We start from the raw sequence: 25996 nt of genomic DNA, 5'->3' as shown, positions 1-25996 counted from the left end.
ACACCTATAGGGATGCTAAAGACATATGATATTTCTCCGAAGTGACTTGCAATAAAAAGTGAAAGGACTATTGAAATTTCATTTAGAAATTCTTATTTTGCGAATATAAAATTCTCGTAAGGCTTCCAGGACGGCAGCCTAGCGAACCCGAGGCAGGAAGCCGAGTGTGAGCGCTAGAGAATTTTATATTCGCAAAATATTAGAATTTCTTAATGAAATTTCTAGTCCAGAACTTGTTTGCAAGGCACTTAGGAGAATTTTCAGGCCCCCCGTTATACCTCTAGCACAAATTTCTCAATAACCTTTGCTACTCCATCACAATTATTACTATCAGTAATGTATTGTGACGCTTTTTTTACAGCATCATTTCCATTTCCCATAGCAACTCCAAGCCCCGCAAATTTAATCATAGATAAGTCATTTCCACTATCCCCTATACAAATAATCTGCTGACTACTTATTCCATAATAATCACCTAAAACTTTAACCGCATTTCCTTTTGACACTCCCTTATTCATCACTTCAAAATTATTAAAACGAGAACTTACTACTTCAAAGTCTTCCATGCATTTTAGCTGATTTTTTGCATTCTGTAATTTTTCTAAGTCCTCATCTATTGCTATACCCTTGAAAATTTCACTCTCGTATTTCTCGAATATCTCATTCCAATCCTTTACCAGCACTATTTCCACCTGCTTATCCTTAGGTAGCGTTTTATTAACTTCCTGATAAAAACATGAAGAATGTATTAATTGCTCTGTAAAAACTATATTACTAGTATAATAGTGTGGATATAAATTGTACTGTCTAAACACCGATAATAGTTTCTTGCATTTTTCCGCTCCGAGTGTTGACTTATAAACTACTTCATTTCTATCCTTCTCCCTAATATAAGCTCCATTTGAAGCTATTACTGGAGACTTAACTCCCAAAAGCTCCGAAAAAAAGTCTGCTGAAGTAAAAATTCTCCCTGTACACACCGCAATTCTTACACCTTTTTCACTTGCTAATTTTATAGCGCGAAGGTTGCTTTCACTAATAATTTTTTCATCATTTAACAAGGTACCATCCATATCAATGCATATTAATTTGTAATCCATATTTTTACCTTCCTTCTTATGTATTTTGTTAAATCATCTTCTGCGAAGCTGCAATATTAAGTTATGAAAATAAACTAGGCCAGGCTAGAATAGCCTAGCCTGTTATTTATTTAAATGTACCTAAGTACTTGTTCAACAAATATTGGAACCTTCCTTCATATTCCTTTAAATATCCCTCCAAAAACTCATAATATTCACCATTATTCAGTGTCGCCACTGAATGTTTGCCATAATACTCTTCATATGCCCCTATAACTAAAATTTTCATTTTTTCTTTAAGCTCCAAATTCCTTATTCCATCCGCAAACTCCAAATCGCCTTGATACTCTGGTTTAACTATTCGTATTTCGGCTAGTCTATAGCTATAATAATTATATAGCGGTGCAACTTTTTTAGATTTTAGTAACTTACTTCGCCTTATCAACACTTTTATAATTCGCATTAGAATAAATAATATAATTGAAGTTAATATGTTTATTGCCTTAAGTTGTGAATCTGATAATATCCCTAACTTACTTTCAGAAGCTCCCTCTGCAGTGCCCATATCATCTATAATATTTTTGGGTTTACGAATCATATTTATACCTACATCATCACTAATAACAGTATTTTTCTGCTTTTTTTCAAGCTCCTTTAATTTTCTTTGCATTTCTTCTGAGGCAGTAGGGGATGCATCTGCTATTGTCCACATATTTGAATATTTTGAAACTCCAAGCAACACTTCACACCAAGCATGAGCATCAGAATTAGAAACAATATACAATCCACTAGCATCTTTTTTATCAGGCGTTTTAAATCCTTCTACGTATCTTGCAGGAATTCCCGCCATTCTACACATCACAGTCATTGCTGTATTGAAATAAGTACAGTACCCTTTTTTCTCCTTGAATAAAAAATAATCAATAAACTCAATATCCTCAGGCACCACTGAAACCTGCAAATCATACACATAATTTTCTGTTAAATACTTTTTAATTTCCAGCACCTTTTCTATGCTAGTATTACAATCTTTTGTGATATTCTTAACTAAATCATAAGTTCTTTTAGATATATTTTCTGGCACCTGGAGATATTCCCCATAGTTTATTGCTATTTTAAAATCTTCACTGTTTCTAAATGAAAATTTCTCTTCAATATAGGTGTTTTTATTGTTAAGTATATTAACATTCTTAGTTTTAGGCTGCAGTAAATAATCCATCGGCCCTTCATAAACAAAACTTGTTTCAGGGTTATCCCTAATCTCAAAGACTTTATTTCTATAATCTTTTACATCTTCAATAGTATCAATGGCATCAGTATATTTATAAAAATATACATTATATGGTTTTGTAACTGGGCCTTCACTTAAAACTGAAGGTGCTTTATCATAAAACAAAGTTTTCTGAACACCACCTACATTAAATGTATAGTTGGGTACAAATATCGTATTAGTTTTAAATTTTTTACCTGGATATATAATTAGTGAATTTCTCATGTCAAATGAGGTTTTCCCATAATTTAAAAACTCCATATCCTTACTGTCAATTTTTTTATAATAAATTTCATTAGATTTGGTCCACCTATTCCCATCATAAAAATCCACAACATTACCTTTTAAATAATAAGGCTTATCACTTTTGACCTTAAATACTTCTTGATAATTCAAATCAATAGGTCCACCTAATTTTTTATCATTACCGCTGTAACCGGAGCTAGATAATTTATATTTATCTTTATTTACAGAAGAGGTCTCTGGTTCACTCGGTGCGAATTTATTCTCAACATAATTCCCAAAACGAGTAAGATCACGACCTTTATACTCCTGTGGTAACATAATGGATATTTGGGAAATTGCTAATGATACTATAACAGCATAAATTAAAATCGGAATAAATTTTAAAGATACCTTTACCCCCTCAGCCTCATACTTCTGAATTTTTTTAATGTGGTTCATAATAATAAATGTCAATGAGGAGATAAAAATGTATATAAACAACTGCTCTTTAACTACAACATAGCTACTTGAAAACCATAATCCAATAACTACTCCAAGAGTTACTATTAATATAAATTTCTTCATAATTCTAAAAGTTACCCATAAAATCAGAGCGATAATCAACGGAATTATTAGAATAAGTATAATTTTATATTGATAAAAATAAGTAGTAGCCTGCTGATATATAAGGTCATTTAGAATAATAATATTTTTTAAAAGGTATTGATTTACTATAGCATTAACAAATTTAGCTTTTCTTAAAAAGAAGGCACCACCTATACTAAATATAAACAATGTAAATAATACCTTATACATCCCTTTTCTGAGCACATAGTCATAAAACCAATAAATTAAAAAGCCTATAAACATTAATAAGCTTGTAAATCCATAATTAAAATTCTTAATATACATACCTTTTTCTAGAAGTCTTAAAATAAAAAAAAAGTTTATATATATTAGACCTATGTATATTAGTTTTTCCTTTATCCACTTCATTGCTTCACCTTCTCTATGGTTTGCTTAAAATTAATGCAATCTATTCCCACATTTTTAAGAAGACCAATGTTTTTAAGAGAATTTGCATTTTCAAATTTATTAAAGATATTTCTGTAGTAGAATACATTTACTCTATATCCCATCCCTTTTAAATTCATAAGCATATTTCTTAAGTAATCATCAACATTTATACTTACAATTCCTATCCAATTTCCTTTAGGTATATGTCGCAGCTTTGATTTTATAAAGCTTGTAAATTCTAAAGTTCCATCACTTTTAGATTTTAAGAAGTATTCCATTAACCCTATAAAAGCTTCTTTAGACTCCACCTCTATGTCTTTTTGATCTTTTGCATTTATAAACAACTTAGTTTTTATTCTACTAATAACCATATAATTTGCCAGAGATACTGAGAAATCTACTATATCTTCCTCAATAATTTCAAGTAAATCGCTACCCAAATTATCAATATGCATATTCACAAATAAATTACATTCCATTCCATAAATTGAATCAAAATTCTTTACATACAACTCCCCATGCTTTGCACTTAATTTCCAATGTACTTTTTTAAGATTATCTCCGGTATTATACTTTCTTATATCCTTAATTAATGTAAAATCATCAATTCCGCTCTTACTATTAATAAAATTTTCATAACTATCCCGTCCACTTGAATTTATATTGCTTAAATCATATACCTTAGGATATACCTTAATTTGAAGTTTATTGTGGATATTTGTTACTGATTTAAAGATACAGAGTAAGTCATTGACCTCAAGAGAGATATCTCCAAAATCATAAATTCCCCTTTTTGTGAAAATGATTTTATTATTGATCCATTCACCCTTATTCCCAGGTAGATAAATCACATTCCCTTGGTATCCTTCTATTAACGATCGTAATAATTTACTCTCAACTTGAACATAGGGCGTGGGTATTAACCCTGAATTTTCTACTATTATTGTAATATCAGCGCTGTCTCCAACATTATAAATTCTACTGCCATATTTATATTTGGCATACAAATTTTTCTTAGCCATACGCATATAAATTATTCCCAAAACTATGCTAACTAAAAATATATAAAATATTGCATAGGGTAAATTACCTCCTGATGTATAAGCGAAAATGAAAGCCACTACACTCAGAAATACTATTTTTTTATTTGTCCTAATCATGCTATTTCACCTTAGGAACTTGAATAGTTTTTAAAATATCTGAAATCACCTGCGAGCTGCTATAATTATTAGCTCTGGCTGATGAGGTCAATGTTATTCTATGACTTAAGACAATCATTACATTTTCCCTTATATCTTCAGGTATAATGTAATCACGTCCATTTATAAGCGCAGTTGCTTGTGCAACTCGTTGTAGTGCTAAGGATGCTCTTATGCTTCCTCCTAGACTTATAAAACTATTATGCCGAGTGGCATTAACTATTTTAACTATATATTCATTTAGCTGTTTTTCCACATGAATTTCTCTAACTTTTTTCTGTAAATAAATAATATCATCATCCGTGGCAACAGCTTCTAATTCTTCAATAGGATTGTTTTCCTTATATAGCTCTAATATATCCACTTCAGCATCTGAGTGAGGGTACCCTATGCTTACTTTAATCATAAATCTATCTAATTGTGCCTCTGGTAATGAAAAAGTGCCTTCATACTCTATAGGATTTTCAGTAGCTAGAACTAGAAAGGGTTCTTTTAGCTTATATGTAATTCCACCTTCTGAAATTTGTTTTTCTTCCATTGCCTCAAGTAGTGCCGACTGTGTTTTAGGTGATGTTCGATTTATCTCATCCGCAAGGACTATATTAGAAAAAATAGGTCCTTTTTTATATTCAAACTCCATGGTTTTTTGGTTATATATAGACACTCCAATAATATCCGAAGGTAAAAGATCTGGTGTAAATTGAATTCTACTATATGACAAACTCAGTGACTTTGCTAAAGCTTTTATAAGTGTAGTTTTTCCTACTCCTGGAACATCTTCAATTAAAATATGACCATTAGCTAATATTCCTTTTAATATATTGTATATTTCAAGTCTCTTGCCCAAAATAACTTTTTCTATATTATCTGCAATCTTATGGACTAATTCTACTTCACTTGTTGTCATAATATATCCCCCTCATCATGTTTGAATTTATAAAAAAATTGGTATTATATGATATTATTTATATAATATCACGTTCTTCATTATTTATCCATTAATTCAATTATTAAACTTAGAATCTTTTCTATAATTTATAGAATATGATCATTGATTTTCATCATGCAAAAATTTGTATTCCAAAGACTGAGTTTATATTTTTTAGCAGCTGTGAATAAAATAAATTTTAGAATTACTTAGCGAAGTGAAAGCATTCCAGCAATACTTTTAGTTAAAGCATAATATAAGAAAAAACATAACGTTAATTAAACGTTATGTTTTTTCTTATATATATCTATTATCGAGGTCTTCCCGACGCTATTGTTTACTTTTTCTTAGTACCAACTTTTATAACGCCATTGATAACGTTAAAAGTATCATTATTTATTACCTTCGTATCAATTAGTTTACCATTTTCATAAGTTTTTCTAGACACTCTAACCTTAAATCCATTATAACCGGTTTTAACAATTTCACTTTCGCCTTCATACTTAGTTGCATCTTTTATTATTTCTGTTTTGGGTTGAGTAACTTCCAACATTTCACTTATAATTTCATAAGTTCTGTTAGTTAATGAAGAATTAGAATAAACATTGAAATAAATGTTTCTGTTTGATACAATACCTTCAATATATATTGGATACTTATAGGTGTTTTTAAACTTATAATCAAGATTTCCATAATCCACTGTGGCATCCTGTCCTTTTGGAATATATCCTGAAGAAATTGTGTGATGAATTCTTTCTACAGAAACAAGCTCAGTACCCAGTATTGCATTATACAAAGTAGATGAAACCTGACATATTCCACCACCTAGACCTTGCTCTATTTTATCTCCGATAATTACACCTGCGCTTTGATAACCCCTTGCTGCTGTTCTTTCCCCTACCGTCCCATTAAAGCTAAACACCTCTCCTGGCATTAATAGAGTCCCATTAATACTTTTAGTGGATAGTGCTATGTTGGTTGCTCTGCCTTCTTCGGAGCTTGCATAATTCGTAGTATAAGTGGATATCCTTTTATTTATCCCCTTTAAGGCAGCTTCTGAAATTTTAGGCTTTACCTTACTTACTGGGGCCACTATACTTATAACATCTGCAGAAAGAACACCGTTAATTTTGCTTTTGATGTCTTTTTTTAATGTATCCTCTTGTAGTTGCCTTCCAGAAGCGTCATTAGTAACATTAAATTGACCACTACTAACCATAGTTATAGTCGCATTCACAGCCTTTTTATTTATATTTTTAGCTATTTCCGTAAGCATTTTATCAACAATCTTATCATTATATTGGAAGGTTAGCTTTATTTGCTTTTCTACGGGATTTTTTATCGCTTTATATTTTTGGAACATATTCAAGTCTCTTCCATAGCTATATGCCTCTTCTATTGCTTCATTAATATTATACTTTGCGTCTAGCATTGAGTAGTCTAAGGTGTATTTTTTCTCCTCAGTTATTATATTTATTTTTTTCTTAACTACTTGGTTTGAATACTTGTCCATCATTATTTTTTGAGCTTCTTTCTTAGTTTTACCTGTTAAATCTTCATTTTCTATTTTAATACTAGGTAAAATCAAAGAATCCCAATGTTTTACTCCAACATAGGAATAGCTAGTAAATGTAACCGTGCCTAACAAAATTAAAATTCCTAATATTATAATTGCTTTTTTTTTCATATAAATTCTCCTTCTCTACTCGTAAATATTATACTACAAAGAAACTAATATTCCTATATACTTTTATTCTTATATACCTGTTTTTTTCATGTTTATTTATTGTTTAAATTTAATTTTTTAGTTTAAATTTAACATTTTTTATGATAAAATTACACCTATACTAATTTAATTTCTAAGGAGTGATAACATGAACTATAATGAAGATAAAATTAAATACTATTTAAAAAATATTCTTTCAATACCTAGTCCTTCAGGATATACTGAAAAAATCATGGACTACATAAAAGAAGAGCTTCAAGTTTTGAAGGTGCCACATTTCACCACTAATAAAGGTGCTGTTATCGTTACCCTAAAAGGCAAAAACGATGATTACCAAAGAACACTTTCTGCTCATGTGGATACACTTGGTGCAATGGTTAATAAAATTAATTCCAGCGGTTCTCTTGGAATAGATCCTATCGGTGGGTTCATGATGAATTCAATAGAAGGTGAAAACTGCACCATAGAAACTATCCATGGTAAAACCTTCACAGGAACTATCCAGAGCACAAAACCTTCAGTACATATTAGCGGAAACGATGCCCGCGAGCTTAAAAGAACCCCAGAAAATATGGAAGTAATTCTTGATGAAAAAATTTCCTCAAAAAAAGAAGTTGAAGAACTAGGTCTCAGCGTTGGTGACTTTATTTGCTTTAATGCAAGAACACAATTTACTGAAAAAGGATTTGTAAAATCTAGACACTTAGATGATAAAGCTTCAGTGGCAATTCTGCTTTATTCTATAAAGCACATAGTAGAAAGTAACATTCAACTTCCCTATACAACCAATATATTTATTAGCAATTATGAAGAGGTTGGACACGGAGCCTCTGCATCAATGCCAGAAAGAACTAAAGAGTTTGTATCTGTAGATATGGGTTGTCCAGGTCTTGATCAAAATTCTTCAGAATATAGTGTTTGTATTTGTGCTAAAGACTCATCAGGTCCTTATGATTTAAGCTTGCGAAAAAAATTAACAGATATCTGTGAAAAAGAAAGCATTGATTACAAAATAGATATTTACCCACACTATGGTTCTGATGCTTCAGCTGCTTTAATAGCCGGACATGACATAAAAACAGCCTTAATTGGGGCTGGAATTTTTGCCTCACATGGTTATGAAAGAACTCATATGGATTCTATATTATGTACTTTAGATTTAATAATTAAATATTGCTCAGAGGAATAATGAATATAAAATTGGTAGTAGAATTTTTTCTACTACCAATTTTATATTCTAATTACTTATTTATCTAAGCTAAACTTAATGAATTCGAACATTTGCGCATCATTATTTTTTCTAATGACATATACTTCTTTATTATTAGAAGACCAAATACTCTCATAGTAACTATATTTACTGGTTACTTTAAGGTCACTAGTAACACTTCCACTTCTTACCGCATCTGCCCAAGATTGAATGCTATCACCATTAATATTAACTTCATTATTTGTTAAACTATGGGTGTTTTCGGTTGATAAATCAAATACCCATAAGCTAGAAAATGTTTTTTTAATATAAACATCTTTTTTACCAGTATTTGCATCATAATTTTGAGTTTCTTTATCTTCCTTTACATAACTTATCGTATTACCATTATCAGAAAAAGCAGGATATTTCCCATTGTCTACAAACCTTCTATCATTTGTTGCTAAATCTAGAATAAATATTTTGCCTTCACTTTCATAGACTAACTTTTTACCATCTTTTGATATCATAGGGTTTTTTCCATCTACAAGTTTACTAGACTCTTGACCATTTTTATCCGTCAAATAGATAGCTCCATTTTTTTCACCAATATCTCCATTTGCTAAAGTTACCTTTTCTGATGCATAATAAATTATTCCATCATCCGGTGTAAAATTAGGCTTTTCAACTATTTGAGTTTTCTCATTATAAGTTATTAACTTTTTCTCTATTGAAGACTGCATATCCTTCACATATATACCGCCATCCTTAACACTAACTAAGCTCTTTTCACCAAGCGAATACCTTGAATCGTAGAATTTCAGGTTTGAAACTACTTCTTCCTTATTCCCCGTTTTAGGTATGTCTACTGGTCCACCGCCATCTACTGAAAGACTAGCACTTTTACCCTCTTTAACTAAGCCTTCATTTATGTCATCATCACTCTCTTCAGAATTTACAACCTTTTGGTTTCTATTAATTGCAACACTGTTCTTTTTGCTATACTTTTCTAAAAGCTTATCAACAGTACTACCATCAATACCTTTCGCTATAACCGGTAGCTTACTGCCATTATTGATGATTGCTACTGTATCTTTAGGTTGTAGTAAACTTGTTTTTTTACTACTATCATCTGTTGAGCTTTTTTCACTACTTATTGGGATAATAACTTGTTCTTCACCCTTTCCAAATATACTTTTACTTGGAACATCTATTACCTTAAATATTGTCCCACTTACAAATACGCAAATTACAAAGCCTGAAGCAATTTTAAAATATTTGCTTTGTTTAAAGCTGTTTTTACGTTTAGGCAGTTCTGTAATATTGTTGTATTTATCTCCAAGCATTATTCTGTTTTTTAAATCGCATTTAAATTCCTCATCGATAACAATCTTTGCTGCATCATTACACAATAATTTTTCTACGTAAAATTCATTGCTAACCAATTACATCACCTCCTAAACTATGTTCATAATTTTTCTTTATTTTCTTTATAGCCCTTGAAATAGTTGACTTAACCGTATTTTCAGCTACATTTACTGTTGCCGCAATTTCTCTAAATTTGAGACCACCATAAAATCTTAAATAAAGCATTTTTTTTGTTTCTTCTGGTAATCCATCAATTATTTTTTTCACTCCATTAAACTCATCTTTGATAACAATATCTTCATATCCAAAATCTTCATCCCCTCTATCTAAAAAACTTTCGATAGGGATTACTTTACTGTTTTTTCTATAAAAATCTATGATAGTATTATGAGCTATACGAAAAACCCAATTTTTGCTTGCTTCTACCTCAGTAATTTTATCTTCATTTTCAAATATTTTAGTAAATACTGTAGCGATTATATCTTCCGCGTTCCATTTATTTTTTACAGAAACAAAAATATATCTGTACACACAATCATAATACATATCATAAAGCTGTTCGAACTTACTTTGCATTAAGAAGTACCCCCATTTAATTTGTTAATTTTAATACCACTAGTTATTAAAAAAACATATCGATTAATATACGTGGCTATTTATATTTAGTTGCATATTTTACAAGTTTTTATGTAAATTATTTAGAAATATATAGAAATATTATAACATAATTTGAATAATACTAATGTTATTTCCAAAATAGAATATTTGATTTTGAAAATCAGAAGTAAAATCCACACTAAATATAAATTTTTATATTTAGTGTGGATTTTACTTTCGATATATTTAATTAACTACAAAATCTATGTTTACCAATTACTTTTATAAGCGTCCGTGACCAAATCCACTTATTAGTACTTGTTGCAGGATTAAAATAGAATACTGCTCCCCCAGAGGGATCCCATCCATTTATTGCATCCCTTGCAGCCCTTATAGAGCTTTCTTCAATTTTTGCATTTATTTGTCCGTCTACTATAGCTGTGAATGCCCCTGGTTGATAAATCACTCCTGCTATGGTAGATGGAAATCTTGCATCTCTTGTTCTGTTTAAAATTGTTGCTCCAACAGCCACTTGCCCTTCATAAGGTTCACCTCTAGCCTCACCATTTATAAGTCTAGCCATTAAATCCACATCCTTATTATTTGTTACATTTTGGCTGGAAGCTGTTTCGCTGGAAGCTTCTTTACTAGGATTTATGCCCATAGCTGCAAGTGTTTGTTTCCCTGCCACTCCATCTGCATTTAATCCATTGCTACTTTGGAACGCCTTAACAGAAAGATATGTATTATATCCATATATTCCATCAACACTATCATTATGATATCCCCATTGTTTTAGTTTAGTTTGAATTTGTTTAACTTGCTCACCACGCGCACCATATTTGTAAACCTGTGCCATAACTTTCATACTAGAAATATTAAAATAAGCTTCACTTGCAAAATATGCAATTAAAATAGTCATGACCACAGCGCTGCATCTTTTGAGTAAATGTTTATTAATCTTCAAAATATTCCTCCTTAGATTGAGTCGCATTTTAATAACTATCAAGTCAGTATGCTATTTATTTTCATGCGCCTAATATATACTCTTTATTAACAACATTAGTTTGTGCTAAATTCCAAAAAAAATACACTGTGCTACTAAAAGCGCAGTGTATTTTTATATAATTTTTTTGAGCTTTCTTTTCCATCTAGGAGACAATAGTTCTTCAATTATATCATTCATAATTACTATTCCACATAACTTTTCGTCTAAATCCACTACAGGTAGCGAAATTAAATCATATTTCAATGCCACTTCAATAGCATCCTCAATATCTTGACAATCTTTTATTTTAATAACTTTATCATCCATAATGTCTTTCAATTTTTGAACTGGAGCTGAGAGGACTAAATTCCTAAGTGAAATAAAACCTTGCAGTTTTTCATTTTCATCTACTATATAAATATAATGTATTACTTCATCTTCTGGCTTAAGTTCCCTTAAAATTTCTATAGTTTCACTTGCAGTAATATTTACATTAAAAGATATAAAGTCTTTATTCATTATACTCCCCACAACTTCATCTGGGTACTCCATAAGATTTCTAATTTCTTCTTCATCTTCTTTATTAAAGTTCATAAGGATTTTTTCTGCGTCAACTTCCTTCATTTCATCTAAAATATCGGCAATTTCATCATTAGGCATTTCATCTAAAATCTCTTGTGCCCGTAAGTTATTTATAGTACTTAAAATATCCGCTTGAATCTCTGGTTGTAGTGCTTCTAAAGTATCTGCGGCTAAATCTTTATCTAAACTCTCAAAAATCTTATTTCGCGCCTCAGTATCTAGCCCCTCTAAAATGTCAGCAAGGTCTGCTGGATGGAGCTTAGTTAATTTTCCGTAGGGCTCCGTTAGTTTTAGACTATCTGCCACCATCTCTAAAGATTGAACACTTTCCCAGGTTATACTATTCTCTCTAGGCTTTTTACCCAATATATCATATAAAAATCTAATTATTCCATCTAATTTGTATTTTCTTGTAGCTGCAATAATACCCGATTCTACAGCTACAACTCTTATTTCTCCGCCAATCTTATTCATGGTTAGATCATTAACCTTAACCACTTTCTTTCCGTTAACATCAACTATTTGTTTGTTCAATAAATGTTTAGATAAAAGGTAAGAGAATTTCCTTGGAATTATGTCTTTAACTCCCCTTGCTCTTAATATTAGCCCTTTATCCTCTTTACATATATCAATATTTCTAAACTCATAATTAAAAATTTCTCTTCCTTTTTTGATTTTATATCCTATAACCCTTGGATATCCCTGCTGCGTAGTAACATAAATATCAAACAGCTTCCCAATATTATCCTCAAATTCATCATACACATTTTGATTGAGTACTTTGCTTAAAAAAAACTCAGAAACTTTTTCCATGAATATTCCTCCTTTTTTGCAGAGAAATATTAAAACATAATTAATAACCCATTGATTTTTAATCACTATTAAAACTATATTAATTTCTAATACAAGAATTTCTCTGCATATTAATATTAAATTTTAGAATTAATTTTGACCTTCTAATCCGAGGGCCATTTTCCATTTAGTTTCACCACCTATAAAATTTATACTATTATTAAATCATCTTCTTCGAAGTTGCAATATTAACTATTTATGAAATTTCATTAAATATTAATTTAAGTACAAAAAAATACTCTATCACTATAATTATATTATAAATACTTCAAAATGCAACTATAAAAGATAAATTCAATTGAATTTATCTTTTATCTTTTATCTTTTATACTCTATTAAATAGTCCTAGTAAGTTATCTATCATAACTTCTGATTATTACTTCAAAATTCACATAATATTTTTGTTTTTTTATTTTGTAATAACACTTTAATATTTATAAGTTATTATAGTTCATATTTTTGACTTGTTATGTTAATATTATTATGTATATAAAAATAAATAACAAGTCAAAAATGAACTTATTTATTACAATGTGCCTTAAATACAGTTAACAGAAGAAAAAGAACATTAAGTTCAACGAACTTTAGTTCAAACTAATCTGTTTGGAGGATTATATGAAAGTAAACAAACAATTTTTACCTATTAGTATGGCTGATTTAAAAGAAAGAAATATCTCTCAATTAGATTTTATAATAATTACAGGGGATGCATATATTGATCATCCCTCCTTTGGAACTGCTATAATTGGAAGAACCTTAGAACGTGAGGGTTTTACTGTAGGTATTATAGCCCAACCTAATTGGGACAATGTAGATGATTTTAGAAAACTTGGAAGGCCTAAATACGGGTTTCTTGTGAATTCTGGTAATATAGATTCTATGGTTAATCATTATACTACTTCAAAGAAAAAAAGGCGTACAGATCTTTATTCTCCAGGTGGAGAAATGGGCCATAGACCCGATAGAGCTGTAATTGTGTATTGTAATAGAGCTCGAGAAGCCTTTAAAAATGTTCCAATTATTATTGGTGGTATAGAAGCAAGTCTTAGGCGATTTGCCCATTATGATTATTGGGATAATAAGGTAAGGCGTAGCCTACTAATTGATGCTAAAGCAGATTTACTAATCTATGGTATGGGAGAAAAAACTGTAGTTGAAATAGCTAATCTTTTTAGGTATGGCATGACTATAGATAAAATGACTTCTATAAGAGGGACAGTGTATGCTACAAAAGAAATTGAAAGCCTTAAAGATTTTATAGAAGTACCTTCCTTTGAAGATGTATCAGCAGATAAAAAGGATTATGCAGAAAGCTACAAATTACAGTCATTGGAACAGGATGATATAAGAGGAAAGACTGTAGTACAAAAACATAATGATAGATTTGTCGTGCAAAACCCTCCTCAAATTTCACTAACTCAAAATGAAATGGATATAACTTATGATCTGCCATACACCAGAACCTATCACCCTATATATGAGGCTAAAGGTGGTATTCCTGCAATAACTGAAGTTGAGTTTTCTATAACAAGTCATAGAGGTTGTTTTGGTAGTTGTTCATTTTGCGCATTAACCTTTCATCAAGGTAGGGTTATACAAAATAGAAGCCAAAAATCCATTATAGAGGAAGCAAAGCTTTTAACAACCTTAAAGAATTTCAAAGGATACATTCACGATATTGGCGGTCCAACAGCAAATTTTAGACATAGAGCCTGCAAAATCCAAGAAAAAGTAGGTGTCTGTAAAGATAGACAATGCATGTATCCAACACCTTGTAAGAACCTTATTATTGACCACACTGAATATTTGGATTTATTAAGAAAGGTTAGAGTACTTCCAAATATAAAGAAAGTTTTTATTCGTTCTGGAATAAGATACGATTATTTGATTTTTGATAAAAACACTAATTTTTTTGAAGAACTGTGCCAGCATCATATTAGCGGACAATTAAAAGTAGCACCTGAGCATATTAGCGATAAGGTACTAGATCAAATGGGCAAATCCAAAAGGGAAGTCTATGATCGTTTTGTAAAAAAATATTTCGAAATAGATAAGAAATTAGATAAAAATCAATTTTTGGTTCCCTATCTTATGTCAAGCCACCCTGGATCAGACCTTACGGAATCAATTAAATTATCAGAATATATAAAAGAAATGGGATACACTCCAGAACAGGTTCAAGACTTTTATCCAACACCAGGTAGTTTATCTACTACAATATATTACACTGGAATTAATCCTTTCACCAAAGAGAAGGTTTATGTTCCAAATGAGCAAAAGGAAAAAAACATGCAAAGAGCTTTGCTTCAATTTAAAAATCCAGACAACTATAACCTGGTAAAAGAGGCTCTAGTAAAAGCTCATAGAGAAGATTTAATTGGCTTTGATAAAAAATCCTTGATACCACCAAGACCCTTAAAGATAAGTGGTAACACTAAATTTTCAAGAAGCAAAAATTATAAAAAATAAAAAAAAAGCATGTATGACTAGGTATTCACTCCAGCCATATATGCTTTTTTCACACAACAATAAGCTTTACCTTTTAAACTTTATTAAACCATAATCTAGGGTTACTATCCAAGCAATATCTCCTAGAAGTATCATTGGAAAATTTGAGTTTATGGAGGTTATAAGCACCGATAACAAAGTAATACTAGAAGCTATTGTTATTAACACAGCCCCTAGCTTGTTTGCATAAATTTTATTATATAACTTTATACCTTTGATGAATAAAATTGAATTTATTATAAGTAGAACAATGTAACAATAAGCTTCTAGTTGTAATTCTATAGTATATCCACAGTTATTAGATATATCAATGTTTGCAGGGGATTTATATACAACTAGGATATAGGCTATACACAGCATAACACACATAAATAAAATCTTTTTAAGTTTTATTTTATTATTCCTCGAAAAAATAAAAACTGAAAGTATACCGCATATAGGTATGCATAATAAGTTTGCATATACCAAAGGTTTTAATAAATACAAATAGCTTTGATTTTTAATAGTAAAAAGAATTAGTAGAGCTATGTATCTAAATGTCATTAAACTCATAGTTATAACACTTACTATCTTGATTTTTTTAGGTGCATAAACCAAACTAGAAATTATACCTCCGTATAATAAAAGAACCATTACTAACAGCAGTAAAAAATATATACTCATTCATATACTCTCCCTAAAATTGCTACTGTTAATATTTATTAATTTTTCTTTGAAAATATGCCAAGGTACATCAAAATAAATAACAAGTGGTATACTTTCCTTATGAAATGTGGTTAACTATATTTTAGCTCCTAATATGGATATACCACCTTTTTCACATTCTATAAGAAGTGGAAAATCCGGCCCTCTTTCTCCATCTATATCTGTAACAATGTCTTCGAAGCATTCTATTTCTAATTTATCAGTCTTAAAGTAAATAATACCATCTACATTTTCTAAATGCTCATTTCGAAGCATTTTAATAAAAATATTTAAAATATTTTTTATAATTCCAGCCTTTATTATAATTACATCCAAAAGTCCATCATCTACTTTAGCCTTATAAGCTAATTTTAAATTTCCTGCTGTTTGTCCATTAAATACTAACATTAAGTACATATCCCCATCAAAAGAAACATCCTTGGAAGTAACCTTTATTTTCAATTTTCTAAAATTAGGCAACTGCTCTAAGCCCTTTACATAGTATGCCAGTTTTCCTATGGTGTTTTTTAAATTCACATCCATCTTTTGTGATATATCTGTAAATAGTCCTGTGCTTGCTACATTTAGAAAATATTTATGATTTATCTTTCCTATATCTATCTTTTTTACTTTGCTTGTTAATATTTGATTACAAGCCTCTTCAACATCTTGAGGCATTCCTAAATAATTAGCAAAATCATTTGCAGTGCCTGAAGGAAGAATTGCTATAGGCAAATCAATCTTTCTTTTTTTCATCTCATTAACTACATTATCGACAGTTCCATCTCCACCTGCTATTAAAACATATCTGTAACTTTCATTTATATCAGAAAAAGCACTAGATATAGGATTTTCATAGCATATTCTATGTGGCACTATTATGTGATCATATTTTTGATGAATCATTATTACTCTATCTAAATCTGAGGCTATGGTATTCTCACCAGAAAATGGATTATAAATAAATTTTACCTTATGCATTGCATTCTCTCCTATTTGACCTTAATTTTAACAATTTATTTAATTATTATAACTCTTTAAATAAAAATCCACAAGATTCACATTTCCTGTGGACCTTTATTTGGTATTGTTAAATATTAGGTGTGCAAGGAATAGAAATTTCACTTAATGCCCCTGACGCCTCTTGCCTAAGATTTGGCTCTACTGCTAAATCTCCTAGGGATACCATTCCAACTAATTCATTGCTACTTACTATTGGTAATCTCCTTATTTGCCTTTCACTCATAATCCTAGCTGCATCATCCACATTTAAATTTTCATCTCCTACCACTGGGTTTGTTGTCATAATTTCTCTAACTTTTTGCATTTTTAAATCTTTACCTTCTGCAACACATCTAATTATTATATCCCTATCCGTTACAATTCCAACTATTTTATCATTTGTACTTACTGGAATGGATCCTATATTATGTTCCTTCATAAGTCCTGCTGCATGCTCTACTGTATCATCTACGGATAAACTTATAACGTCTTTCGTCATTATTTCAGAAATTTTCATTTTATAATCCTCCTTATTGAATTTCTAAGGTATATAATATTTATTATTCTTTTTATTTTAACCATAAAGAAAAATTAATATTAATATATTTTATTATATATAATAGTTTTTTTATGTATATAATACTTTCCATAAAATATATGTTTTGCATACTTAAATATTGTTAATAAATGATGTATAATTAAAAAGATGGTTTTTATAAAAGATATATTAACATACAATCTAAATTTATAGTCCAATTTTATTATTTTAGGAGTGATGCACAGTGAAGAAAAGTTCTATCCCAAATATTCTAACCTTTGGGAATTTGATTTTTGGTTTATTATCCTTACTTACGACTTTTCAAGCTAATTACATGTTATCTGTGATTTTCATACTACTCGCTGCCCTTATGGATAGATATGATGGCCAAGTAGCACGTTTATTAAAAGTATCTAGCGAACTAGGAAAAGAATTAGATTCATTAGCAGATCTAGTATCTTTTGGCGTTGCGCCTTCAATGCTTATATTTAATTTATATAATTTCATATCCCTTGGCTATTTGGCTTATATCTGCTTTTTAGTTTTCCCTGTAGCTGGTGCATATAGGCTAGCACGATATAACAGTTCTACATTTGATAATGTCTATACAGGAATTCCTATTACCATGGCTGGAATGCTTGTAGCACTCTACGCATTATTAACTTTAAACGCTCCTGATAATCTCCCACTTACTATCATAATAATGTTTACCCTATCTTATCTTATGATAAGTAAATTTAAAATAAAAAAAGTGTGAGAAATTTCTCACACTTTTTTAGTTGATTTACCCTAATCTTTTAACTTTAAATCCTCAGCAATCTCTGTTTCTATATACTCTATTTGAAGTTTGCATTTCATAACTTCTGTTTTCATTTTGCAGTAAGACATATAACTAAAACTAGCTTCATCCAATACCTTTATTGCTTCATCTATAATGTCTCCCAAATCGTCTGCTCTTTTAAGCGCATCCTTAACCTCGCTTTTTTTAGACAATGCAATTTTATTTAATTCATCTGCTCCACCTATTAATACCCTATAAGAACTGACTAGTTTAGTTAAGATTTCTGCTAAATTATTTATATCATTGTAGTAATTTTGAATTACTCTTCTATGTGCCAAATAATCACCTTTTAGTTTTGATATTCATTAATTATATTATTGTAAAAATTAAATTATGCACATACCCATGAAAATAAATAACAAATAAAAGATGCCACAGGTATTTATTTGAATTCCCTATACAATATAATAATATGCTAAAGTAATTATCATATAGGAAGTAATTAAAATACTACCTTCTAACCAATAGGTTTTTCCATCTTGAAACACTAAAAAGGACATTCCTACTGCGATGCCACACATTATTATGTGAAAAACCGGAAATAAAAGTGTCATATTAAGACCCATAAAGCAAGAAAATATGACAAGCACAGGGGTAACAAAAAGCGAAATTTGGATGCTGGACCCTATAGCCGTTTCTAAGCTCATATCTACTTTGTTTTTCATTGCACTCATTATAGTAGATACATTTTCACCTATATTACCCAAAAACGGAATTAGGATAATGCCTATAAACTCTTGGGATATATTATAGTGTTTTATAAAATCTCTAATATTATAAATTAGCTTATCACTTACAAAATAGAGTAATACAGATATACATATTAAAGTTATTGCACTTTCAATAACTTTCTTATTTACAGTAATTTTTTTCTTTTTTATAGTAATTTTTTCATCTTCATTATGCTCACTAACTACAAATAGATTGTTATGGGTATATAAGGAAAATACTAGTCCTAGAATATAAATGCCTATGAGTAAAAAAGCAACTTTCACACTTATGGATATAAGAACCGAATCCATAACTACAGAGTATCTATTTAATGTTGCTATAACAACCATAGAAGACATGGCTAGTAGTAGCATATTGAAATTCGTTCGTGCTATTATACTATTAAATTTCTGCTCCTTAAACTTAAAGCCTCCAAATACTACTGCAATTCCAAGACCTAAAAGCATATTATTTATAATTGAACCAATTAAAGAGGCTTGAACCAAAGGTACCATACCATACTTTATTGACCATATCCCCATCATAAGCTCTGGGACATTACCCACTGTAGCTGCTAGAAGGCCTCCTTTTTTTTGTCCTATATAATCTGATATTCTAGTAGTTTGATCTCCAAGTAAAATAGCGAGTGGGACTATGGCTAATGAATATATTATTGTATTTACTAAACTTGATGAAGTGCTTATAAACATTAAGACAATTACAATAAATACAACAATATAGGTTTTTTTCATTCAAAACACCAAGCTTTCATTATTTTGTACTTTCATTTACGTAAGCGTCGTCAGCCTCTCCAAAAATATCTTCATCTATATTTCTGTATGTGTTATGCACTTCATTTTCTTCATTGTTAAAGCGATATCCATACTCATCATTGTATCCCGCGCGGTATTCATCGCTATAACCTTCGCGGTACTCATCCTCGTCTATTGATATTACAGGTATTACTGGTACTAAATAGTAGGTGGGGTAATAAATTATCATATTCGCTCCTCCTATTTGTAGTCTTCGCAGTATATTTTAAAGTAAGCTCTTGGGAACTTACATAGAGGGCAAAAAGGTGGTGCTTCTTTTCCTATATGAATATATCCACAATTCATACACTGCCATTTTACTTCGTTGTTTCGTTTAAACATCATACCTGCCACAAGATTTTCATATATTTTCATAAATCTCATTTCATGACTTTCTTCTACTTCCTGCAATTCTTTATAAAAATCTGCAATTTCTATAAAGCCTTCTTCTCTGGCCTCTTTTTCAAACTGTTTATATAATTTGCTGGTTTCAAACGCTTCTCCTTTTGCAGCATCCATCAAGTTTTCTGCTGTATTTTTATTCATCTTAAGAAACCTATTAAAAACTTCTCTTGCATGAGCCTTTTCATTGTTTGCAGTAGCTTCGAAAATAGAGGCTACATACTCATACCCCTCCTTCTCCGCTTTTTCAGCATAAAATGTATATTTATTTCTAGCTCTTGACTCTCCTGCAAAAGTTTTAAGAAGATTTCTTTCTGTTTTGCTACCATTTAATTGCATTTCTACTCCTCCATTTAATTAATTATCTTCTTTATTATTCTATTCATTACATTTTTAAAGGTTCCTTGAAAAAAGAGGGACATCCATTTAGGATATCCCTCTTTCAATTTCCATTATTTTTTTTATTTCCCTAATATTTCTTTTGAAAGTCTAAGGCCTGTAGGTGTAGTTGCAAGACCACCCATAGCAGTCTCTCTAAGTTCACAAGGCAATTGCTTGCCTACCTTATACATAGCAATTACTGTATCATCAAAAGGTATTCTGCTAGTTACACCACTCATAACCAAATCTGCAGTGGTTAAGGCACTTACCGCTCCGGCTATATTTCGTTTAGCACAAGGCACCTCAACCAGGCCTGCAACAGGGTCGCAAACTAGTCCCAATATGTTTTTTATCACAATAGCAGCTGCATCCATTGCCATGTCAGGAGTACCACCCATCATTTCCACTACGGCCGCTGCTCCCATAGCCGCAGCCGCTCCACATTCAGCCTGACATCCACCTTCTGCCCCTGATAATGTAGCATTTTTAGCTATTATAATTCCTATGCCTGAAGCAGTAAATAAGGCATTAATTAAATCATCTTCAGTCTTATTTAACTTCTCTCCAGCTGTAATAATCACTGCTGGAAGTATTCCACAAGATCCTGCTGTAGGTGCCGCAACTATTTTACCCATAGCTGCATTCACTTCTGAGCAAGATAGAGCTCTAGCCATTGCTTTTACCATAAATTCGCCTGTCAATGTGTTCTTAGAACTGGCATACCTATTTAGTTTTATTGCATCCCCACCTATTAAACCACTTATTGACCTAGTTTCATTTGTAAGTCCATATTCTGCAGCTTCCCTCATTATATTTAGATTTTTTCTCATCTTTTCAATAATTTCCAGGCGTGAAACTCCACTGTCCTCTTCTTCACACCTTATTGTATATTCCCAAATTGGTATATTCTTTTGCTTGCATATATTAAAAAGTTCTATTCCTTTGTTTACAAACACAATTATTGCCTCCTTGCAGTTTCTTTGGTAGATAACAATTATTATTACTGTTTTATTGGTGATATTTCTCTTATATTGTAAATATATCCCAAGTCTTTGATTTTATCTAGTACATTTTTAGGCACTATAGTATCTGTTTCAAATACCATAGCTGCTTTTAGCCCTCTGCTATTTCTATACACATTCATAAAAGCTATGTTAACATTTTCATTAAATAATATGGTGCTTACTTTTGAAATCATCCCTGGAATATCTTTATGACTAATTATAATTGTTGGATAATTACCTGTAAATTCAACTGGTTCACCATCAACTTCAAAGATTAAAATATTTCCTCCTCCTACAGATGAACCAATGATTTCAACTTTTCTCTTACTTTTTTTTGTTATAATAAACTTTACTGTATTAGGATGAACATCTCCCAAATCCCCCTCAATAAACTCTACGCCAAGCCCTTGTTCACTAGCTATGCTAAGGGAGTCTTTAAGTCTATCATCCCAGGGATCCATTCCTAAAATTCCTGCCACTAATGCTCTATCCGATCCGTGACCTTTGTAAGTTTTAGCAAACGAACCATGTAAAACAAATTTTACAGATGCAATATTTTTTCCTGCAATTATAGACGCAATTTTAGCAAGCCTTGCCGCACCAGCTGTATGAGAACTTGATGGACCTACCATAATTGGACCTAATATATCAAAAACACTATAGTTTTTCATGTTATCCTCCTTGTCCGTCTCTGCACAATACAAAATAATCATAATTATTTTGTCACACATTAACATATCTTATTCTTTTGTTACTCTATAGTAAATATATAGTGAATTTTATAAACTCTTAGTTACTATTATCAACTGTTTAGCATCCTAGATAACGCCACTTCAGTGTTTACTAAAATATAAGATGAACGATAAGTATGAAATTTCTCCGAAGTGACTTGCAAACGAGACGATAAAACTATTGAAATTGCATTTAGAAATTCTTCTTTTGCAAATATAAAATTCTCGTGAGACTGCACAGGAAGTGCAGTCTAGTGAACCCGAGGCAGGACGCCGAGTGTGAGCGTCAGAGAATTTTATATTTGCAAAAGATTAGAATTTGTTAATGGAATTTCAAGTTTTAAGTTCGTTTGCAAGGCACTCAGGAGAAATTTCATACTTTTTCTGTCTTAATATTGATAAAAACAACTTCCACCGGTGAACTCTCTGATTATTGAATTATCTGGTACTAACTCTTTGTCTACATCTACAAAAAAATTTAAAAAGCTTCTTAATCTGCTTGCTTCATAATATACTGGACTTCCCTCTCCAATTTTATTAAGCTCAGATAATGCAATTTTTTTAAGTACACAAAGCTCGTAGACTACATTAGAGTTAAACATTGCATCTGCTTGTTCTTGAAAAACAAAAATATTTTTTTCCTCTCCACGTTTTACAGAAGGCCACATTTTTAGTGTATCTTCAACGCCGTACCCTCTAGATAAATAATCTCTAACTATTCTTCTTGTCATTCTTACATCTGTTGTAGAAATTCTGTTGTGGTCGTCCAAATTAAGTTGTGTTAGTGGACTTATATATATTTTAAATTTACTATCCGTAGCTATGGAAGCAGTTAAAATTTCATTTAATCCATGTATTCCTTCTACAATCAAAACTCCATTTTCAGGCATTTTAATCTTATTCCCGTGCCACTCCCTTTTTCCTGTCTTAAAATTAAAACTTGGTATATCGGCCTCAGAGCCTTCTAGTAATAATTTTAAATCTTCGTTGAAGAGCTCTAAATCTAAAGCATATATAGATTCAAAATCATATTCACCATTTTCATCCCTTGGAGTGACTTCTCTATCAATAAAATAATCATCTAAAGAAATAAATATTGGTATTAAGCCATTTACTCTTAATTGAATACCTAACCTCTTTGAAAAAGTGGTTTTCCCTGAAGAGGATGGTCCTGCTATAAGCACTAATTTTACCTTTGCTCTTTGATGAATCATATCCGCAATGTAAGCTATTTGCTTTTCATGAAGAGCCTCTGCTACTCTAATTAAATTAACAATACCACCATTTGCTACTTCATCATTTAATGCACCAACACTTCCAACACCTAATATTTCTCCACATTGCTCAGCTTCATAAAATATTTTAGCTAGTTTTTCATGTTTTTGAAATTTAGGAATTCTATCTGGAGCATCAGACGTGGGATACCTTAATATAAACCCTGGCTCATAATATATTAAATCAAATGTTTTTAATACTCCTGTTGAATAAGCCATTGGTCCATAAAAATAGTCATATCTCCCATCCAATTCATAAAGCTTTACTTCTTCTGAGTTAACGTATTTTAAAAGCTTAACTTTATCTTGCATATTATATGACTTAAAAATTTCTATTGCTTTGGCTTTTGAAAGTGTTATCTTTCTTATAGGAATATCCAATTTTATTATTTCTCTCATTTTGTTTTTTATATCATATATATCATCAACGTCTAGTGCAATAGTCTTATGGATTTCTCCAAATAACCCTTTGCTTAATGAATGCTCGATAGAAATTTTAGCTGTAGGAAACAATTCGAAAACTGCCTTTATTAATACGAACTGAAGGGTTCTAACATATGTCATCATTCCAATTTTACTTTTAATATCCACGGTGTCAAAATTACCATCCTGCGTTATAGTTTCTCCTAGCTCATAAAGTTTATTATTAACCTTACCTAAAACTACTGGTATGTCATTTAATAAACTATTATCTTTAATAATATCATTTAATATAGTTCCCTGCTTTACTAAAACATGTCTACCATCTTTAAGGCCTATATTGAAACTTTCCATACAATCATCCCCTATTTTTTAGTGGCTACTACTATTATACTTTAGTTTTCAAAAAATGTATCATGTACCCCTTATAATTTTTGTATTTAAACAGAAAATATACTCATATAGGATGAGGTGATATTACGTTTATTTTAATAATTAGAACTTGTTTGTTATACTTTGCAGTAATTTTTATTATGAGGATGATGGGTAAAAAACAAATAGGTGAGCTCGAGCCTTTTGAACTGGTTATTGCATTAATGATTTCTGAACTTGCTACTTTTCCCATGCAAGATATAAGAATTCCAATTTTACATGCCATTATACCAATAATTACTTTGCTATTTCTTCAAGTTGCTACTTCTTTTATTGAACTCAAAAGTGAGAAAGCTAGAAAAATTTTAACAGGCACTCCAAGTATACTTATAAAAAACGGAAAAATTGATATCGCTGAGCTTAGATATCAACGATTTAATATTAATGATTTATTAGAAGAGCTTAGATTAAAAGGATATTTTAATTTATCCGATATTCAATATGCTATTTTAGAGACTAGTGGCGAGCTTTCCATATTGCCAAAAACTGAAAAGTCCAATGTAACTAAGGAGGATTTGAATCTAACCGTAACTCAAGAATCTTTGCCTATACCTTTAATTATGGATGGCAATATAAATTACAAAAATTTAAAAATTTTATCCAAAGACGAAATTTGGTTAAATAGTATACTAAATGAAAATAATATTTTATCTGCAAAAAATGTTTTCATAGGAATATTAGATTCTAAAAATAAGTTCTATTATCAACTTAAGGAAGGGGCAGATATGAATAAATGAAGAATGTTTATATAGCCTTTATCATATTTATTCTAATGATTATAGGAATATTTATATCTACAAATATTATAAATCGTAGTTGCCATCATCTTCAAAATTTGAATTGTACCCTAGAAAGTTATATACTTAAAGAGAATTATAAAGATGCACATAGTCTATCCCTAGATTATATAGCTCAGTGGAAAAGGGATTCTAAATTTTTAACCATTTATATACATCATGAGGACTTAGATCATGTAGACAATGAAGTTTTAAAATTAACTCAGTATATAAAAACTCGCGATAAGTCAGAAGCCTTAGCCACTGTGCATATTATGAAATATCTTATAGACCATATAATATCTCATGAAAAAGTTTCTATAAGCAATATTTTTTAATTATTTTCATTTGTTGAAATCATTTATAATAAAAGGGTAGAAAATAGTCCGTTTATAGCTTATAATTATAGTATACAATAAAAAGTCCCACAGGGACAATATATGTCCCTGTTACAAAATCT

Annotated in this window: 24 protein-coding genes; 5 read left to right on the top strand and 19 right to left on the bottom strand. The window is 30.5% G+C overall.

Annotation, left to right across the window (positions count from 1 at the left end; translation table 11 throughout):
• Positions 1–272: 272 nt before the first annotated feature.
• The 5 genes from ACREV6_RS18845 to ACREV6_RS18825 form a co-directional block, all read right to left on the bottom strand.
• Complete coding sequence (locus ACREV6_RS18845; protein ID WP_431579586.1) at positions 273–1100, bottom strand: Cof-type HAD-IIB family hydrolase; 828 nt, start codon at positions 1098–1100, stop codon at positions 273–275.
• Between the two features lie 106 nt (positions 1101–1206).
• Positions 1207–3570 (bottom strand): transglutaminase-like domain-containing protein, encoded by a 2364-nt coding sequence (locus ACREV6_RS18840; RefSeq protein WP_431579585.1) that lies wholly within the window; start codon positions 3568–3570, stop codon positions 1207–1209.
• Positions 3567–4751, bottom strand: a complete 1185-nt coding sequence (locus ACREV6_RS18835) for a DUF58 domain-containing protein (protein ID WP_431579584.1) — start codon at positions 4749–4751, stop codon at positions 3567–3569. The genes ACREV6_RS18840 and ACREV6_RS18835 overlap by 4 nt, the downstream gene beginning before the upstream one ends.
• 1 nt (position 4752) lies before the next feature.
• Positions 4753–5697 carry an AAA family ATPase gene (locus ACREV6_RS18830; protein ID WP_431579583.1) on the bottom strand — a complete coding sequence of 315 codons (945 nt, stop codon included), beginning with the start codon at positions 5695–5697 and terminating at the stop codon, positions 4753–4755.
• 358 nt (positions 5698–6055) lie between these two features.
• Entirely contained in the window at positions 6056–7405 is a 1350-nt protein-coding gene (locus ACREV6_RS18825) for a VanW family protein (protein WP_431579582.1), read from the bottom strand.
• 187 nt (positions 7406–7592) lie between these two features.
• Here ACREV6_RS18825 and ACREV6_RS18820 point away from each other — a divergent pair, with 187 nt between their 5' ends.
• Complete coding sequence (locus ACREV6_RS18820) at positions 7593–8633, top strand: M42 family metallopeptidase (RefSeq protein WP_431579581.1); 1041 nt, start codon at positions 7593–7595, stop codon at positions 8631–8633.
• 56 nt (positions 8634–8689) lie between these two features.
• On the opposite strand, the gene ACREV6_RS18815 is transcribed toward ACREV6_RS18820, so the two are convergent.
• The 4 genes from ACREV6_RS18815 to ACREV6_RS18800 form a co-directional block, all read right to left on the bottom strand.
• Positions 8690–10078 carry a TolB family protein gene (locus tag ACREV6_RS18815; RefSeq protein WP_431579580.1) on the bottom strand — a complete coding sequence of 463 codons (1389 nt, stop codon included), beginning with the start codon at positions 10076–10078 and terminating at the stop codon, positions 8690–8692.
• Positions 10071–10577, bottom strand: a complete 507-nt coding sequence (locus ACREV6_RS18810) for an RNA polymerase sigma factor (RefSeq protein WP_431579579.1) — start codon at positions 10575–10577, stop codon at positions 10071–10073. The genes ACREV6_RS18815 and ACREV6_RS18810 overlap by 8 nt, the downstream gene beginning before the upstream one ends.
• Before the next feature lie 271 nt (positions 10578–10848).
• On the bottom strand, positions 10849–11592 hold the full coding sequence (sleB, locus tag ACREV6_RS18805; RefSeq protein ID WP_431579619.1) for a spore cortex-lytic enzyme: 744 nt from the start codon (positions 11590–11592) through the stop codon (positions 10849–10851).
• Positions 11593–11718: 126 nt separating this feature from the next.
• Positions 11719–12981 (bottom strand): magnesium transporter, encoded by a 1263-nt coding sequence (locus ACREV6_RS18800; RefSeq protein WP_431579578.1) that lies wholly within the window; start codon positions 12979–12981, stop codon positions 11719–11721.
• Between the two features lie 654 nt (positions 12982–13635).
• On the opposite strand from ACREV6_RS18800, the gene ACREV6_RS18795 reads away from it, so the two are divergent.
• On the top strand, positions 13636–15489 hold the full coding sequence (locus ACREV6_RS18795; protein ID WP_431579577.1) for a YgiQ family radical SAM protein: 1854 nt from the start codon (positions 13636–13638) through the stop codon (positions 15487–15489).
• A 66-nt stretch (positions 15490–15555) separates the two neighbouring features.
• Here ACREV6_RS18795 and ACREV6_RS18790 read toward each other — a convergent pair whose 3' ends face one another.
• From ACREV6_RS18790 to ACREV6_RS18780, 3 genes are all read right to left on the bottom strand, one after another.
• Positions 15556–16191 (bottom strand): hypothetical protein, encoded by a 636-nt coding sequence (locus ACREV6_RS18790; protein ID WP_431579576.1) that lies wholly within the window; start codon positions 16189–16191, stop codon positions 15556–15558.
• A gap of 117 nt (positions 16192–16308) precedes the next feature.
• The gene (locus ACREV6_RS18785) at positions 16309–17193 is read right to left on the bottom strand and encodes a YegS/Rv2252/BmrU family lipid kinase (protein WP_431579575.1); all 885 of its coding nucleotides are present in this window, start codon (positions 17191–17193) and stop codon (positions 16309–16311) included.
• Between the two features lie 109 nt (positions 17194–17302).
• Positions 17303–17731, bottom strand: coding sequence for a CBS domain-containing protein (locus ACREV6_RS18780; protein WP_431579574.1), 429 nt, complete (start codon positions 17729–17731; stop codon positions 17303–17305).
• Positions 17732–17996: 265 nt separating this feature from the next.
• Between ACREV6_RS18780 and pssA the strand changes: the two genes are divergently transcribed.
• Positions 17997–18509 (top strand): CDP-diacylglycerol--serine O-phosphatidyltransferase, encoded by a 513-nt coding sequence (gene pssA / locus ACREV6_RS18775; RefSeq protein ID WP_431579573.1) that lies wholly within the window; start codon positions 17997–17999, stop codon positions 18507–18509.
• Between the two features lie 32 nt (positions 18510–18541).
• On the opposite strand, the gene ACREV6_RS18770 is transcribed toward pssA, so the two are convergent.
• The 7 genes from ACREV6_RS18770 to ACREV6_RS18740 form a co-directional block, all read right to left on the bottom strand.
• The gene (locus tag ACREV6_RS18770; RefSeq protein WP_431579572.1) at positions 18542–18871 is read right to left on the bottom strand and encodes a hypothetical protein; all 330 of its coding nucleotides are present in this window, start codon (positions 18869–18871) and stop codon (positions 18542–18544) included.
• Between the two features lie 117 nt (positions 18872–18988).
• The gene (gene cax, locus ACREV6_RS18765; protein WP_431579571.1) at positions 18989–20056 is read right to left on the bottom strand and encodes a calcium/proton exchanger; all 1068 of its coding nucleotides are present in this window, start codon (positions 20054–20056) and stop codon (positions 18989–18991) included.
• A 19-nt stretch (positions 20057–20075) separates the two neighbouring features.
• Positions 20076–20306, bottom strand: a complete 231-nt coding sequence (locus tag ACREV6_RS18760) for a hypothetical protein (RefSeq protein WP_431579570.1) — start codon at positions 20304–20306, stop codon at positions 20076–20078.
• Positions 20307–20317: 11 nt separating this feature from the next.
• Entirely contained in the window at positions 20318–20857 is a 540-nt protein-coding gene (gene rbr, locus ACREV6_RS18755) for a rubrerythrin (RefSeq protein ID WP_431579569.1), read from the bottom strand.
• Between the two features lie 122 nt (positions 20858–20979).
• The gene (gene sdaAA, locus ACREV6_RS18750) at positions 20980–21855 is read right to left on the bottom strand and encodes an L-serine ammonia-lyase, iron-sulfur-dependent, subunit alpha (protein ID WP_431579568.1); all 876 of its coding nucleotides are present in this window, start codon (positions 21853–21855) and stop codon (positions 20980–20982) included.
• A 44-nt stretch (positions 21856–21899) separates the two neighbouring features.
• Positions 21900–22574, bottom strand: coding sequence for an L-serine ammonia-lyase, iron-sulfur-dependent subunit beta (gene sdaAB, locus ACREV6_RS18745; RefSeq protein ID WP_431579567.1), 675 nt, complete (start codon positions 22572–22574; stop codon positions 21900–21902).
• A gap of 449 nt (positions 22575–23023) precedes the next feature.
• Positions 23024–24682, bottom strand: a complete 1659-nt coding sequence (locus ACREV6_RS18740) for a nucleoside kinase (RefSeq protein WP_431579566.1) — start codon at positions 24680–24682, stop codon at positions 23024–23026.
• Between the two features lie 179 nt (positions 24683–24861).
• On the opposite strand from ACREV6_RS18740, the gene ACREV6_RS18735 reads away from it, so the two are divergent.
• Together ACREV6_RS18735 and ACREV6_RS18730 are read left to right on the top strand one after the other, a co-directional pair.
• A complete protein-coding gene (locus ACREV6_RS18735; protein WP_431579618.1) occupies positions 24862–25497 on the top strand; it encodes a DUF421 domain-containing protein in 636 nt (211 codons plus the stop codon).
• Entirely contained in the window at positions 25494–25874 is a 381-nt protein-coding gene (locus ACREV6_RS18730) for a DUF4363 family protein (RefSeq protein ID WP_431579565.1), read from the top strand. Before ACREV6_RS18735 ends, ACREV6_RS18730 begins: the two co-directional genes overlap by 4 nt.
• The last annotated feature ends 122 nt before the right edge of the window (positions 25875–25996 follow it).

The sequence above is a fragment of the Clostridium sp. genome (assembly GCF_050717515.1).
Taxonomy (GTDB): Bacteria; Bacillota; Clostridia; order Clostridiales; family Clostridiaceae; genus Clostridium_AD.
This window is presented reverse-complemented; position numbering and strand designations above follow the sequence as displayed.